Below are 15,621 nucleotides of genomic sequence, written 5' to 3'. Positions count from 1 at the left end.
AAGTGCGTTGAGTCCACGGCCCAATCCACCACGTTTTTTTGCACTAGGCACGCTTAATCACCTCTTTTGCAAGGTTCATATATGCTTTTGCACCCTTATTTTGAGGTGCATAGGTAATTACGGGCTCACCGAAAGAAGGTGCTTCGGAGATTTTTACCGTACGCGGAATCAAAGTCTTAAACGCTTTGTCACCAAAGTATGACTGAACCTCTTCAACTACCTGATTTGACAGAGAAGTACGCGAGTCGTACATCGTCATAAGCACGCCATACGTATCAAGGCCCTTATTCAAGCGCGATTTAACCATCTTCATCGACTCAAGTAGCTTCGTAACACCCTCAAGCGCGTAGTACTCACACTGAATTGGAATCAAAACGCTATCTGCAGCCGTCAAAGCGTTGATAGTTAGAAGTCCAAGCGAAGGCGGGCAGTCAATGAAGATGAAGTCAAACTCATCCTGAATCGGCTCAAGTAGATCTTTTAGACGTGTTTCGCGCGCAATCGCACTCACAAGCTCAATTTCTGCACCTGCAAGCTGAATTGTTGCGGGAATTACGAATACCTTTTTGCAGTTCGTATCAAGAACGAGCGATTCTGCAGGTACATCATTCAACAATGCATCATAAATACAGTGATCAAGATCCTCTTTTTCGATTCCAAAACCACTGGTGCTGTTACCTTGTGGGTCAAAATCGACAATGAGTGTCTTTCGACCTTGCTCACCAAGTGCTGCAGCGAGATTTACAGCCGTCGTCGACTTACCAACGCCGCCTTTTTGGTTGATGATTGCAATGATACGCGTGTCTTTTGCGCTCTTAGAACGCTTAACGTCGCGAAATCCCACGGTCCCTCCTGGTGTGTATTAATGCTGTTAAACGGAGGATGTTTCACGTGAAACATTCCGATTCGATATCAAACTCGAGATGTTTCACGTGAAACATCTCGAGTCGATACTAACCATTATGTTTCACGTGAAACATCTAGGCAAGCGGATTCTTCTTTGCCATGCCATTTGCACGAGGTAAAGCAATTGAAGCCGTATGAGTCTTCTTAAGAACGATAAATTCGCGATGTCCAAGACCATCAGGCAAGTCAATTGCATCAGTCAGTAGCGTAGAGAAGCCGCAAATCTTTGCAGCTGACATTCCGGAATTCAATTCCTCATCAGAAGGACTTCCCTTTGTGATGACAAAGAGTCCTCCATCTTTGAGAAAAGGGGCAGCATATTCGACTAGAACGGGCAGAGGAGCGAGAGCACGAGCGGTAACAACAGAATACTGTTTCTTGTGAGAACGAGCGTACTCCTCAAGTCGATCATGAACTGCATGAGTATGTTTAAGCCCCAGAGCAGTAATGAACGAATTAACGGCATCAACTTTCTTTCCAACCGAGTCAATATATGTTGCCTTGCGATGACTCGCAATAGTCAGCGGGATGCCAGGAAAACCAGCTCCCGTTCCCATATCAAGCAAAGCTCCCTCTGGAGCCTTATTGATATAAGGGAGTAAGACAAGCGAGTCTAGGATATGGAGGACGGCTGCATCATCAACATTTAAAATGCGCGTCAGGTTAGTAGTCTTATTAGTTTCAAGAACCAAATCTAGATGCTTGATACATTCCTTTAAATCACGATCTGTGACTTTCAAGGAATACTCCTTGCAATATGAACTAAGTCGGCTCAACATCTGGTCAGCCTGCTGATCAGTAAGCACAAACAACAGAAGCTCCTTTCTGACAAAAATCAGTGTATCGAGAACTTTTGACAAAAAAAGGGGACGTGGAAACCACGTCCCCTTAGCATAAGCTCGAGTAGATTATCGAGCAACAATCACTACGTGACGATCTGGGTCAGAACCCTCGGAATGGGTATCGACTGCATCATTGCCACGAAGTGCGATATGAACCAGTCGGCGCTCATAGGCATTCATGGGCGGAAGCGAAATACTCTTGTGAGTGCGGATAGCACGCTCGGCAGCCGACTGAGCCATGGAGGCAACCTTATCCTGGCGGCGGCTCTTGTACCCCTCAATGTCCACCACAACCGGGTACCTAAAGCCAAGCTTACGGCTCACCAGAAGCGAGAACATAACCTGAAGGGCATCAAGGGTGCGACCATGACGGCCAATGAGAACAGCAAGGTCGGGAGCCGTTACATCCAGAATCAGCTCACCCTCGTCGCCCTCATACTCATCGATAGGAGAGTTGGCGGCATCGAAGTGCGAAAGGATGGAACGCAGGATGGAAATCGCGACATCGGCAATGGTGTCGAGCTCCTCGTCGGTCAGCTCTTCACCGGCCTTGTAGCGCTGTGCAATCTCGGGATAATCGCCCGCGACCTGCGGGGCAACCTCCTCAAGCATATCCTCGATGATCTCTTCAGACATAACGTACTCCAAAAGTTAGGTACCTAAATAAGATTGATATCCCGCTACTTCTTCTTGTGCGGGCGCGGCTTCTTCTCGCGACGAGTGACCTCAACCTGCAGCGGCGCGTTCTTAAGGCGCTCCTCCTCATCGGCCTTCGCCTTGTCGATGACCTTCTGCGTCACAAAAATCTGCTGGATAACCTGCCAAGCAGACGAGACGTCGTAGTACAGCAGAACACCAACGGGAAGGCTCCAGCCCATCCAAAGCATCATGACCGTCATGACAACGGCCATCATACGCATGCTCTGAGCCTGCTGGCCGGTCTGGTTGCGCGACATATAGAGCTGCGGAATCAGGGTCAGGACAGCGAACAGGATCAGGCAGACCAGCGCAGGCAGCGCGACCATAAAGCCATCGGCAAAGGAGGCACTCGGCGTGGTGGTCAGGTCGGGCAGAATATTAAAGAACGAGAACGCGCCGTCGTTAAAGTAGTCCGGCAGGTTACGCAGCAGCGTAAATAGGGCGAACAGGACAGGCATCTGAATCAACAGCGGCAGACAACCAGCCATCGGGTTGAACTTGTTCTCGCTGTAGAACTTCTGCATTTCCTCGGCCTGACGCTGGGGATCGTCGGCATAGCGCTCCTGGATCTCGAGCATCTTGGGCTGCAGCACCTGCATGCGTGCCGTCGACTTAGTCGACTTGAGCATAAGCGGCGTCAGTAGCAGACGGATGATGACCACCAGGATGATGATGGACAGGCCCCAGTCGACCGCAAAGGTCTGGATGAGCTTGAGCAGCTCGAAAAGGATGTTAACGATCCAATCCCACATGTAAGTTTTCCTCCGATAGCGAGTGCCCGCTAGGGCACAGGGTCATAACCGCCGACGTGCAGGGGATTGCAGCGAGCGATGCGCCTCACGGCAAGCCAGCAGCCTCTCAAAACACCGTACTTCTCAATCGCCTGGACGGCGTATTGCGAGCACGTTGGGTAATAAATGCAGGCGTCAGGCAATAAGGGCGAAATAACCTGTTGATATATGCGAATAGGAGCGATGGCAACACGTCGCAAAACGTGATTGCTCATCGCTCCTCCCCGGCAACGCCGGCGCGTTTCATAAGCGAACGCAATGCATTGTCCATCTCCTGAGGCGAAGAAACCCTCGTCTTGGGAGTTGCGAACAAGATGATGTCATAACCCGCAACGGGAAATCCACAGCTGCGGGCGGCCTCGCGCATCACACGCTTAGAACGGTTGCGCACGACAGCACAACCGAGCCGTTTAGCACCAACGAAGGCGACCCTTCCGGAGTCGCCTTCGCCAACCGATTCACATATGGTCATTCGAATCAGAGGGTGATTGAAACGACGCCCCTGACTGAACACATGCTCGAAATCTTGCCGAGACTTAATAGTCTTCATGCGAGATGTGTGTATCGCTGCTAGACAGTGAGACGCTTGCGGCCCTTGGCGCGACGACGGGCGAGCACGGCACGACCACCCTTAGTGGCCATACGGGCACGGAAGCCATGGGTCTTGGCACGCTTACGCTTATTAGGCTGATACGTACGCTTCATCTTAAGTTCCTCCTGCTGCATTTCGAGTGTCCGCGGGGGCGCGGACGCAGATATAGACACGTGAGCTTGAAGATTGTAGGGAAATCAATGTTCAAATGTCAAGAAATCAAAGGTAAAAGGTTGCGCAGTTCACACGGTTCCCCCATAAGCCGAGCTCGATTTAGCGGTGCATGGCAACTTTTCACGATATTTCATCGAGTTTTCAACAGGTCATGTTGGCAATGTTGAGAACTTTTCGTCCGTTTTCCAAAGTTTTCAACAGGTTTTGAAAAGTTGTCGAAAGATGAGAAACATTGCACGGTGAGCTACTATTTGTTCGAAACCTTTTGAAAGATTGCGAGCGGCATGTCTGACGACTTTTACACCATGGTCGATTCCGGAGACCCGGCACCCGACAACGAGCACATCACCGGCGTGCGCGAAGAGCGTGAGGAAGGCGAGCAGACGACCACGCAGGCGCCAAAAGCCATGTACGCCGCGCGCATCGCCGTCTATGACGATATGCTGTCGACACCGCGTGTGATCGTCATTGATCCGCAAGATGTCCGCACGTATTTGGAAGAGACGACCAACACCGTCTACCAGTGCATGAAAGAACAAGGTGGCCATATCTCGCTCATGGTCATCCGCGAGATTGTCGAAAACTTTATCCACGCGCACTTTGCCGAGCCCATCATCTCGATTCTGGACGGCGGAGACACCATCCGCTTCGCTGATCAAGGACCCGGCATCGACGACAAGGAGCGTGCTTTCGACTTTGGCGTTACCAGCGCAAACAGCAAGATGAAGCGCTACATCCGTGGAACCGGAGCAGGGTTTCCCATGGTGCAGGAGTATTTGGAAAACGCCGGCGGGGCCGTGTCCATCGAGGACAACATGGGCAACGGCACCGTGGTTACGGTAAGCCTGGACCCTAAACGCGTGCAGGAAATAGAGCGTGCCGGCGGACGCGGTGCTGCCGTGCGGCCCGAGACGGAGCAGCCCACATATCCCCTGCCGGGAGCTTTTGCGCAGCAGCCCATGGCAACGCAACAGATGCAGCCCCCCGTGGGACAGATGCAGCAGCCCGGAATGCTTCCTACACAAGAGCCCCAGGCGGCATCGATGTCGATGCCGCCAAACGCGCCAGAGGCCATGCCGCTGGCGGATCAGGATGCAACAGCAATGCAGCAGGCGACGGGGGCACCGGGTGGCCAGCAAATGGGCTATCAGCCGTACCAACAGGGATATCCATATCAGCAGATGCCGCCACTGGGGTATGGCCAGCAGTTCCCGCAGCAGTACCAGCAGGGATATCAGCAGCCGTACCAGCAGATGCCGCAGCAGCAGTACAACCCCTGGGCCCAGCAGATGACTCCGCAGCCTTACCAACAGTGGCCTCAAAGTTTTCAACAGCAAATGCCGCCGATGCAGAGTTCTCAACAACCAGCAGCTCAAATGATGTATCCTAATGCAGCAAATCAGTATGCGCAGCCACAACCGGACGTGTTCGTAAGCGATCGCGGCAACGCCGCGCTGGGCTATCTGGCGCAAAATCAAGCGTGCGGTGCTACCGATCTGGCGAGGGCGTTTGGAAACTCGGCCCCCACTTGGTCACGCACGCTCAATGACTTGGCGCAGGCCGGCTTGGTCATCAAGCATGGCCAGAAATACCATCTGACCGAACTCGGCGCCGCTCGCGTGCGAGCTCAGAGCTAAAGAACGGGAGAGACAGTGGACGAGGAAGCAAGCATCATCCTGGGGGATGCCATCGCCTTTTGCCAGCGCGACGGCCAAGATGCACGCCTCATCAACATGCTGGGGCAATCGCGCGCCATAAGCCTGACCGAAGATACGCTCACGATCGAGGCCCCCTCGCGCTTTGCCATCGCGCAGCTCAAAAAGCATCAGCCGACTATTGAGGCCTATCTGGAAGAAATCGCCTTTGCACCGATTGCGCTCGACATCGTGGCACCGCAAGGAGCCGTGGCGGAATCCGCTGCTGCGACGGCGCCCGCCGCGGCTCCCGCTGCCTCCCCGGCGGTGCCGGCCTCCGCAGGCGACGTGCCGACAATCGAGCACCAGCACGGCGATGTTTCCCGTGAAACCATGGCACCGTTGCCGACCGCGGCGGCGACGTCAACGAACGCACCCGTCACGCACATGCCTATCGCTCACGACGCAGCGGCGGGCGCGGATTCGGGCATTGCAATCAAGAACACGCTCTCGGCCGATGATTTTCGTCGCATGATGAACCAGATGAAGGGCGGAGCGCCGACTAAGTCCACGCAAGCTGCGACCCCCGCTTCACCCATGCCGGCACCGACCGTACCGGCCGAGCAGAATGCGGATGGAGCCCCGCTCGCCGCGAACTCAAAATTTACCTTTGAGAACTTTGTCTACGGCCCCGAGAACAGCCATGCCTATCGCTCGGCACTCAAGTTTGCCGCCCTCGCGGACGAGCGTGGCACGTGCACATCACTGTTCATCTACGGCAAATCGGGCCTGGGCAAGACGCACCTGCTGCTTGCCATCAAAAACGAGCTCGCCGAGAAGTCGCCCGAGATCAAGGTCAAGTATGCCAACTCCCAGGCATATCTGGACGACCTGATGACCGAGTTCGACCGCCAAAAGAAGAGCAACGCCCCTATCATGCAGGCATACCACGGCGTGGACGTGCTCATCATCGATGACATCCAAAACATCATCGGCAAGCGCGCGAGCGTGGACTACTTTTTCCAGCTCATGGACGAGTTCATCCGCAACAACAAGAAGGTCGTCATCGCGGCAGACCGCGCCCCCAAGGACCTGAGCATGGACGAGCGTCTGACCAGCCGCTTCAACGCCGGCATGCTCTGCTTGGTCGCAGAGCCCAGCTACGAGATGAAATACAAGATCTTGCAGCGCTATTACGAGAACACCATCGTCGCCGCTCCCGAGGCAGGCGACGACTCGCTGCTGGCGGCCTATGGGGGCGACGGCGGGCACCTGACCGACGAGCACTTTAAACACATGGCCGAGGTCTCGGGCACCAACATCCGCGAACTCGAGAGCTTCTGCGAGCGCTGCGCCGGCGAGGCGGGCGACCGCGAGCGCGAGGGCGGGGAGCTCACCTTTGACGATATCGACGCCATCGCCAGCCAGTACTTCGACACATCGGCCAAAAAGATCAACGTCCAGACGGTTCAGTCCGTCATCGAAGAGCAGTACGGCGTGACGCACGAGGAGCTCATCGGCCCGCGTCGCAACGCCAATATCGCCAAAGCACGCCATATTGCCATCTATCTGGCCATCGAGATGTGCGAGATGACGACCACGGCGGTGGGCGCCGAATTTGGCAACCGCAACCACTCGACCGTCAGCACGAGTTACAAAAAGGTCCAGAAGATGATCCAGGAAGACCGCACCGTCACCGAAGACCTCAAGTCGCTGCGCGATAAAATTACACTGCGCTCGTAGGGAAATAGAGACACCTGTTGAAAACTTGTCGAAACCACGGGCATAAGGTGTCTAAAACCCAACCCGCGGCGATGAAAAGTTTTGCGCAGGTTTTGAACGTGGAAAACCACCCCTGTTGCACACAGGTTGCTGTCGATTCTCTTTCTGGGTCTGACCTGCGTCTTTGGGAGTAATCAACAGTTTCGTCAGTGCTATTACTATTATTAAGATATTTATATCTATAGAAAGGTATTAAAAGATGAAGTTCACCGTCAGCCAGAGCTCGCTTACACAAGCCATCGGCGTCGTTATGAAGGGTGTCGCTTCGGCATCCACCCTTCCCATCCTGTCGGGCGTGCTCGTTAAGGCCCAAGACGGCATCTTGGAATTCCAGACCTCTAACTACACCATCTCGATCCGTCATCGCATCGCGGCGCATGTCGAAGAAGAGGGCGAGATGGTTATCCCCTGTAAGATGCTCTCCAATATCACCAAGACCCTCCCCGATGCCCCGGTCACCTTTGAGCTGTCCGAGCGCCAGGTGCTGATTGGTTGCGAGAAGAGCTCTTTTAGGCTGAACACGCTCGATGCCAATGACTTCCCCGAGTTTCCGGCCTATGCCATCGAGAGTGCCGTGGAGCTGCCGACCGATATCTTGTCCGAAATGGTCGGCCGCGTGTGGCGCGTCACCTCGACCGACAAGGCTCGCCCCATCCTGGGCGGCGTGCACATGAAGGTCGAGAACAACACCGTACGCTTGGTGGCGACCGATTCCTTCCGCTTGGCCGTGTGCGATACGCAGGTCGAGACCTCGACCCTCGAGGGCTCCTTTGAACTCAACGTTCCGGCTGACGCCTTTAACGACGCGCTGAACATCATGGCCAGCCAGGCGACCATCATGATCGGGGCTACCGACACCCAGGTCGTCTTCGAGGCCGGCAACACCACCTACGTGTCGCGTCGTATCGAGGGCGTGTACCCCAACTACAAGCAGCTCATCCCCGATTCGTGCGTGACGAGCGTCAAGATCGACGTCGCCGCCTTTAACGCCGCCCTCAAGCGCGTGGCCGTTATCGCGAGCGCCAACCCCGCCGTCAAGTTCGAGATCGATGTCGAGAACGGTCAGATGGGCCTGTCCTCCATTTCCAATGACCAGGACCTTGCGCAGGAGACGATCGATGTCGAGGCCGAGGGCGAGTCGGGCACCATCGCCTTCAACTACCACTACATCTTCGGCTGCCTCAATGCCCTGTCCAAGGAGAAGGAGATCACGCTGGAGCTCAAGAGCTACTCGCAGGCGGGCATCTTTAAGTCCTACGACAGGATTAACTACCTGTACCTGGTCATGCCGGTCCGCATCTAGCGCTGCGCCATGACCATGTTCGCCCGCGATCTTTCCGTCGCGCACTACCGCAGCTTCGATAGCTATCGCCTTGCCCTGGACGAGGGCGTGACGATACTTGCGGGACCCAACGCGGCGGGAAAGACCAATCTCATAGAGGCGCTGCAGCTGCTGACGAGCGGCGCCTCGTTTAGGCATCCGACCGCAGCCGAGCTCGTCCATGACGGCGTGGGCTCGTGCAAGATCGAGCTGAGGCTCGAGGGCGACGGCCGCGTGCTTGATATGGGATTGAGCGCGGAGGACGGTAGGCGCTCGTTTAGCCGCAACGGCAAGAGATGCTCTGCCGCTGGTGTGCGCGGGGTTCTGCCGAGTGTGCTGTTTTGCCCCGACCATCTGGACATGGTTAAGCGAGGCGCCAGTGTGCGCCGCGCCGCCCTCGATGACTTTGGCATGCAGCTGAGCGCACGCTATGCCGATCTTGCGAGCACCTATGGGCGCTGCGTGACCCAGCGTAACGCCTTGCTCAAGGAGACCTGGTGCTGCCGCGAGATGCTCGGCGCGTGGAACGATTCGATTGCCCGCGCGGGCTCGGCCCTGCTCGTGCACCGGTTGGCCCTGCTCGACCGGCTGGCGGGCCATGTGCACACTGCCTACGGGCAAGTGGCGTCAGGTGAGGCCGCCAACGTGACCTATGCGTCCACGCTGGGGGATTTGCCCCAGGTCGAGGATCGCGAAGAGCTGAAGGGTTGGGCGTACGAGCGCATGCTGGCTGCCCTTGACGAGCATGCCGACGAGGAAATTCGCCGCGGCGTGACGTTGGTGGGACCGCATCGCGACGAGATTGAGTTCACCGTGGCGGGTCGCTCCGCCCGTTCATTTGCCAGCCAAGGACAGCAGCGCACGCTGGTGCTGTCCTGGAAGGTGGCCGAGGTCGCCGTGGCTCGCGATGTCCTGGGCACTGCCCCGCTGCTGCTTCTGGACGACGTGATGAGCGAGCTCGACGGCGAGCGTCGCGGCGCTTTCCTGCGGCTGATCGGCGATGATATCCAGACGGTCATAACTACGACCAACCTGGGGTACTTTACCGATGACCTGCTTGATCGAGCCAAGGTGGTGAGCATGGGTGAGACGTGCTAATTACGAGCGCGAGAGCGAGACGGTCGCCTTCAGCGGGTTTTTGAACGCAGAGCGCCAGCGCATCCTGGCGTCCGCGACCCCCGAGCGCCGTGCGCAGATGGAGGCCGCCGAGGAGTCGCGCGCGGTCTATCGCGCATGGAACGCGGTGTGCTCGGGCACGCGCGAGGGACGGCATGTGACGGGACTGCGCTACCTGCCCGAGTCCAATGAGCTGCTGGTGTATCTCGACTCGCCCTCGTGGACGCAGGAAATGACGCTGTTGCGCGAGATCATCCGCGCGCGCATGGAGCGCGCCGGTGCGCATGTGGACGGCCTGGTGTTCAAAACCACCGCGCCCGGTCACACGCCGCCCGCCGCCAAGGAGCGCCTGCGCCCGGCGACGACCGAGCGACCGCCGGCCCCGCACGCCGACCTAAGTGAGGCCGAGCGTACCGAGATCGAGCGCCAAGTGGCGCCCATCGAAGACCAAAAACTGCGCGAGGCCCTCGAGAATGCCATGAGAGCCAGTGCCGAGTGGGCCAAGGGCGTGCAAAGCAAAAAAGAGCCTTAAATCGCATCTGGTGGCCTTGTAGAGCCAAATACCCTCGTTCCCGAGGGTATTTTTTTACGATAAACTAGTAAGGCTGTACACATTTTCTTGACTGAAGGAGGACGTGTGGCAAACGAAAACGATTACGATGGCGGCGAGATTAAGATCCTCGAAGGTCTCGAGGCCGTTCGTAAGCGCCCGGGCATGTATATCGGCTCGACGAGCGCCAGCGGTCTGCATCACCTGGTGTGGGAGATCGTTGACAACTCCGTCGACGAGGCCATGGCCGGTTTCTGCACCGAGATCCAGGTGACGGTCCACGCCGACAACTCCATCACGGTCGTCGACAACGGGCGCGGCATCCCCGTCGACGAGCACCCTGTTAAAAAGATCCCGACGCTCGAGGTCGTCATGACGATCCTGCACGCCGGCGGTAAGTTCGATAACTCGGCCTATAAGGTCTCGGGTGGCCTGCACGGCGTGGGCATCTCCGTCGTCAACGCGCTGTCCAAGCGCGTGGTCGTTCAGGTTCGTCGCGATGGCAACACCTACGAGATGGAGTTCTCGCGCGGCAAGACCGTCAAGAAGATGGAGGTCGTGGGCACCTCGAATTCGACAGGCACCACCGTCACCTTCTGGCCCGACGACGAGATCTTCGAGACCTGCATCTACGATTTCGATACGCTGCACAACCGTCTGCAGGAGACGGCGTTCCTCAATAAGAACCTTAAGATTGTGCTGACCGACGAGCGCGAGGCGACTCCCCACGTGGAGGAGTTTTGCTATGAGGGCGGCATCATTGACTTCGTCAAGTTCCTCAACGAGGGCAAGGACGTCCCCGAGGCCTTTAAGGAGCCCATCTACATCGAGGGCAAATCGGACCCGGACGCTCCCGTGGCCAAGATGGGCGAGGTCGAGGTTTCCCTGCAGTGGAATAGCGGCTACGGCGAGAACGTCATGTCGTTCGCCAACGACATCTACACCCCCGAGGGCGGCATGCACCTTGAGGGCTTCCGCACCGCGCTCACCCGCGTAATCAACGATTACGCGCGCAAGCAGAACCTGCTCAAGGAAAAAGACGCCAACCTGACCGGCGACGATGTGCGCGAGGGCCTTTCGGCCGTTATCTCGGTCAAGCTGCCCGATCCTCAGTTTGAGGGCCAGACCAAGGCAAAGCTCGGCAGCTCCTATATGCGCGCGCTCACGCTCAAGATCGTGACCGACGGCCTCGCCGATTACTTGGAGGAGCATCCCAAGCCCGCCCGCGAGATTGTCAAGAAGGCGCAACAGGCCTGCAAGGCGCGCAACGCCGCCCGCAAGGCGCGCGAGGCGACCCGCCGCAAGAGCCTGCTCGAGACGGCGTCCCTGCCCGGCAAGCTCGCTGACTGCTCGGTGCGCGATGCCGAGCTGACCGAGCTCTTCATCGTAGAGGGTGACTCGGCAGGCGGTTCGGCCAAGGACGGCCGTCGCCGAGACATCCAGGCGATTCTGCCCCTGCGCGGCAAGATTCTGAACGTCGAACGCGTTGGTGACCATCGTGCATTCTCGAGTGACACCATCCAGTCGCTGATTACCGCGATCGGCTGCGGTGTCACGACGAGTGCCGGCGACGGCGGCGACTTCGATATCACCAAGGCGCGCTACCACAAGATCATCATCATGACCGATGCAGACGTCGACGGTGCGCATATCCGCATCCTGCTGCTGACGTTCTTCTACAAGTACATGCGTCCGCTGATCGATGCCGGCTACGTCTATGTTGCCTGCCCGCCCATCTTTGGCATTAAGGTGCGCAACAAGATCCACTACGTGTATCCCAACGGCCGCCAGCCCGAAGACGAGATCCTGCGCGACACCATCCAGAGTCTGGGCCTGAACCCCGACGACAACGACGAGGACGGCAAGGCCAAGGACGGCAAGATCACCAAGAAGCGCAAGGGCTATACCGTCCAGCGCTACAAGGGCCTGGGCGAGATGGACCCCAAGCAGCTTGCCTCGACGACGATGGATCCCAAGACCCGCATCTTGCAGCGCGTGTCGATCGAGGACGCCGTGGTGGCGGACCGTGCCGTGCGCGAGCTCATGGGTTCCGAGGTCGGCTATCGCCGCGAGTACATCGAGAAGCACGCACATGACGCACGATTCTTAGACGCCTAGCTTTCCCAGGCACCCCATCTTGCCCTTCAGGATTTCGGGCGCCGCACGCAAGGCGTGCGCCCTCATCCTTCAGGGCAACCTGGGGCACCTGGAAAACCTAGGAGGGTTATCCGGTGTTCCCGGTAATCCGTCTCCGTGGTGGGGAACTAATGGACCACGCAAACCATGAGGAGGTAACGTGGCAGACGATATCAACAACAATGAGGGTATGGACGAGGCCGGCGACGCCGGCATGCCCGATGATCTGAAGCGCCTACTCGCCCGCGCCGAGCAGGGCGAGGACGGCGATCCGGATTCCTATAACCCCGACGCCGAGGATGAAGATGATGAGGATGACGACGGTGAGCTCGAGGAGAGCTTTGGCGAAGTCGACCGTGGCGCCTCGGCCGGCGAGGATATCAACGGCGGCCAGCTCCAGATTTCGGAGTTTGGCCGCGAGATGAAGCAGTCATTTATCGAGTATTCGATGTCGGTCATTACGGCGCGCGCCCTGCCGGACGTGCGCGACGGCTTAAAGCCGGTGCACCGCCGCATCCTGTACGCGATGAACGAGAGCGGCATCTACCCCAACCGCCCGCACAAGAAGTCGGCCTGGACGGTCGGCGAAGTTATCGGTAAGTACCACCCGCATGGCGACTACGCGGTCTATGAGGCCATGGTCCGCCTGGCGCAGTGGTTCTCCATGCGCACGCCGCTCATCGACGGTCACGGCAACTTCGGCAACATCGACGGCGACGGCGCGGCGGCCATGCGTTACACCGAGAGCCGCCTGGCAAAGCCCGCCATGGAATTGCTGCGTGACTTGCAGAAGGATACCGTCGACTGGCAGCCCAACTACGACGAATCGCTCGCCGAGCCTCAGGCGCTGCCTGCGCGCTTCCCCAACCTGCTGGTCAACGGCAGCCAGGGCATCGCCGTCGGCATGGCCACCAATATCGCCCCGCATAACCTCACCGAGGCGATCGAGGCAACCTGCTACCTGATCGATAATCCCGACGCCACTGTCGACGAGCTCATGCAGATCATGCCCGGTCCGGACTTCCCCACCGGCGCCATCATCATGGGCAGTGCCGGTATTAAGCAGAGCTACGAGACCGGCCGTGGCTCCATTACCGTGCGCGCCAAGGCTCACGTGGAGTCCACCAAGACCGGCCGCAGCCGCCTGGTCTTTACCGAGATTCCCTACATGGTCAACAAGGGCACCCTGCAGGAGAAGATCGCCCAGCTCGTCAACGACAAGCGCATCGAGGGTATCTCGGATATGCGCGATGAGTCCAACCAGAAGGGTATCCGTCTGGTCATCGAACTCAAGAAGGGCGTCATCCCGCAGGTCGTGCTCAACAACCTGTACAAGTACACCTCGCTGCAGACGACCTTTGGCGCCAACAACCTGGCGCTTGTCAACGGCGTTCCCAAATGCCTGAGCCTGCGCGAGATGCTGCAGCACTACATCGACCACCAGGTCGACGTCGTCACCCGCCGCACCCGCTTCGACCTTAAGAAGGCCCAGGCCCGCGCGCATATCCTTGAGGGCTACCTGATGGCCCTTGACCATATCGACGAGGTCATCAGCATCATCCGCTCCTCGCAGACCGACTCCGAGGCCAGCAGCCGCCTGATCGAGCGCTTTGGCTTTACGCCCGAGCAGACCACGGCCATCCTCGAGATGAAGCTGCGCCGCCTGACCGGCCTGGAGCGCGACAAGATCCAGGAAGAGCTGGACGGCCTGCGCCGCGCCATCGCCTACTACGAGGACCTGCTGGCGCACGAGGAGAAGATCCTGGGCGTCATTAAGGAAGAGATGCGCGAGATCTCCAAGAAGTTCGGCGATAAGCGCCGCACCGAGATCAGCCATGTCGAGAAGGACCTGGACGTCGAGGACCTCATTGCCGATGAGGACATGGTCGTGACCATCACCCACACCGGCTATGTCAAGCGCATCCCGGTGGCCGCCTACCGCGCCCAGAAGCGCGGCGGCAAGGGCGTGTCGGGCGTCAACCTCAAAGAGGACGACGTCATCGACGAGATGTTCATCGCGTCCACGCACGAGTACGTGCTGTTCTTCTCGAGCAAGGGTAAGGTCTATCGCCTGAAGGTGCACGAGCTGCCGGTGGGTACGCGCCAGGCGCGCGGTACCGCAATCGTCAACCTGCTGCCCTTCGAGGAGGGCGAGAAGATCGCGAGCGTCATCAGCTGCCGCGAGTTCCCTGCCGACGAGTACCTGATGTTTGCCACCAAGAGCGGCATGGTCAAGAAGACCGTGATGAGCGCATATGACCGCAGCCGTCGCGACGGCCTGATCGCTATCAACCTGCGTGACGACGACGCGCTGCTGAACGTGCGCCGCGTGCGCGAGGGCGACAAGATTATCCTGGCCACCACCGCGGGCAAGGCGATCATGTTCTCCGAGGAGCAGGTGCGCGCCACCGGCCGCGATACCAGCGGCGTTCGCGGTATCGGTATGAAGGACGGCGTGAGCGTTCTGGGCATGGAAGTCACTAACGGCAACGGCGATCTATTCGTCATCACCGAGCGCGGCTACGGCAAGCGCACGCCGGTCGCGGACTACCCGGAGCAGAATCGCGGCGGCCAGGGCGTCTACACCATCCAAATGACCGAGCGTAAGGGTAACCTCGCGGCCATGAAGACGGTGGGCCCGCAGCACGAGCTGTTCATCGTGACGGAGGGCGCGACGGTCATTCGCGTCAAGACCGACGAGATCAGCCAGACTGGCCGCGCTACCCAGGGCGTCAAGATGATGACCGTCGACGACAACGACCGCATCTGCGCCGTAGCCCGCATGACGGCCGCCAAGGAGAAGCCCGAAGGCGAAGGCGCCGAGGCCGCAACCGACGCCGAAGAGGCCCCAGTCGACCTAGGCGACGGCAACGACATGCCAGAGGATCTCCTAGACGAGTAAGAGGCCCTAGCTGGTAAAAATCATCAGACCCCTTACATCGGCGGTCGGCGCACTGCGCGCCGACCGCTTTTTTGACAATCTTGAACCTCGCGTCGGCCCCGGCTGCCCGGCGGCATACGAAGTCGATCGCGAGTTCCGCACGAGCCGGAGAGCACTTAATGTGCTCTCCGTGCGAG

14 protein-coding genes are annotated in these 15,621 nt (G+C 58.3%); 7 read left to right on the top strand and 7 right to left on the bottom strand.

What is annotated here, in order from left to right:
• Window positions 1-43: 43 nt before the first annotated feature.
• From I2G43_RS06200 to rpmH, 7 genes are all read right to left on the bottom strand, one after another.
• Window positions 44-844: a ParA family protein gene (locus I2G43_RS06200; protein WP_022093800.1), complete on the bottom strand. Its 801-nt coding sequence runs from the start codon at window positions 842-844 to the stop codon at window positions 44-46.
• Between the two features lie 136 nt (window positions 845-980).
• Window positions 981-1,712, bottom strand: a complete 732-nt coding sequence (rsmG, locus tag I2G43_RS06195; RefSeq protein WP_324249510.1) for a 16S rRNA (guanine(527)-N(7))-methyltransferase RsmG — start codon at window positions 1,710-1,712, stop codon at window positions 981-983.
• A 102-nt stretch (window positions 1,713-1,814) separates the two neighbouring features.
• Window positions 1,815-2,384 carry a protein jag gene (locus I2G43_RS06190; protein ID WP_195535475.1) on the bottom strand — a complete coding sequence of 190 codons (570 nt, stop codon included), beginning with the start codon at window positions 2,382-2,384 and terminating at the stop codon, window positions 1,815-1,817.
• 44 nt (window positions 2,385-2,428) lie between these two features.
• Window positions 2,429-3,199 (bottom strand): YidC/Oxa1 family membrane protein insertase, encoded by a 771-nt coding sequence (locus tag I2G43_RS06185; RefSeq protein ID WP_117564014.1) that lies wholly within the window; start codon window positions 3,197-3,199, stop codon window positions 2,429-2,431.
• 29 nt (window positions 3,200-3,228) lie between these two features.
• The gene (gene yidD / locus I2G43_RS06180) at window positions 3,229-3,453 is read right to left on the bottom strand and encodes a membrane protein insertion efficiency factor YidD (protein WP_022093804.1); all 225 of its coding nucleotides are present in this window, start codon (window positions 3,451-3,453) and stop codon (window positions 3,229-3,231) included.
• Complete coding sequence (gene rnpA, locus I2G43_RS06175; RefSeq protein ID WP_082435526.1) at window positions 3,450-3,788, bottom strand: ribonuclease P protein component; 339 nt, start codon at window positions 3,786-3,788, stop codon at window positions 3,450-3,452. Before rnpA ends, yidD begins: the two co-directional genes overlap by 4 nt.
• Window positions 3,789-3,808: 20 nt before the next feature.
• Window positions 3,809-3,943, bottom strand: coding sequence for a 50S ribosomal protein L34 (rpmH, locus tag I2G43_RS06170; protein ID WP_019127408.1), 135 nt, complete (start codon window positions 3,941-3,943; stop codon window positions 3,809-3,811).
• A gap of 345 nt (window positions 3,944-4,288) precedes the next feature.
• Here rpmH and I2G43_RS06165 point away from each other — a divergent pair, with 345 nt between their 5' ends.
• From I2G43_RS06165 to gyrA, 7 genes are all read left to right on the top strand, one after another.
• Window positions 4,289-5,641 (top strand): ATP-binding protein, encoded by a 1,353-nt coding sequence (locus I2G43_RS06165; RefSeq protein ID WP_195535474.1) that lies wholly within the window; start codon window positions 4,289-4,291, stop codon window positions 5,639-5,641.
• Between the two features lie 15 nt (window positions 5,642-5,656).
• Complete coding sequence (locus I2G43_RS06160; protein ID WP_324249509.1) at window positions 5,657-7,381, top strand: DnaA ATPase domain-containing protein; 1,725 nt, start codon at window positions 5,657-5,659, stop codon at window positions 7,379-7,381.
• A 238-nt stretch (window positions 7,382-7,619) separates the two neighbouring features.
• Window positions 7,620-8,723 carry a DNA polymerase III subunit beta gene (gene dnaN, locus I2G43_RS06155; RefSeq protein ID WP_195535473.1) on the top strand — a complete coding sequence of 368 codons (1,104 nt, stop codon included), beginning with the start codon at window positions 7,620-7,622 and terminating at the stop codon, window positions 8,721-8,723.
• A gap of 9 nt (window positions 8,724-8,732) precedes the next feature.
• A complete protein-coding gene (gene recF / locus I2G43_RS06150; RefSeq protein ID WP_195535472.1) occupies window positions 8,733-9,839 on the top strand; it encodes a DNA replication/repair protein RecF in 1,107 nt (368 codons plus the stop codon).
• Complete coding sequence (locus I2G43_RS06145) at window positions 9,826-10,389, top strand: DciA family protein (RefSeq protein ID WP_271734049.1); 564 nt, start codon at window positions 9,826-9,828, stop codon at window positions 10,387-10,389. Before recF ends, I2G43_RS06145 begins: the two co-directional genes overlap by 14 nt.
• Window positions 10,390-10,494: 105 nt before the next feature.
• Window positions 10,495-12,525, top strand: a complete 2,031-nt coding sequence (gyrB, locus tag I2G43_RS06140; protein WP_195535471.1) for a DNA topoisomerase (ATP-hydrolyzing) subunit B — start codon at window positions 10,495-10,497, stop codon at window positions 12,523-12,525.
• Window positions 12,526-12,733: 208 nt separating this feature from the next.
• Window positions 12,734-15,445, top strand: a complete 2,712-nt coding sequence (gyrA, locus tag I2G43_RS06135) for a DNA gyrase subunit A (protein ID WP_195535491.1) — start codon at window positions 12,734-12,736, stop codon at window positions 15,443-15,445.
• Window positions 15,446-15,621: the final 176 nt, after the last annotated feature.

The organism is Collinsella aerofaciens, assembly GCF_015557435.1.
Taxonomy (GTDB): Bacteria; Actinomycetota; Coriobacteriia; order Coriobacteriales; family Coriobacteriaceae; genus Collinsella; species Collinsella aerofaciens_Z.
This window is presented reverse-complemented; position numbering and strand designations above follow the sequence as displayed.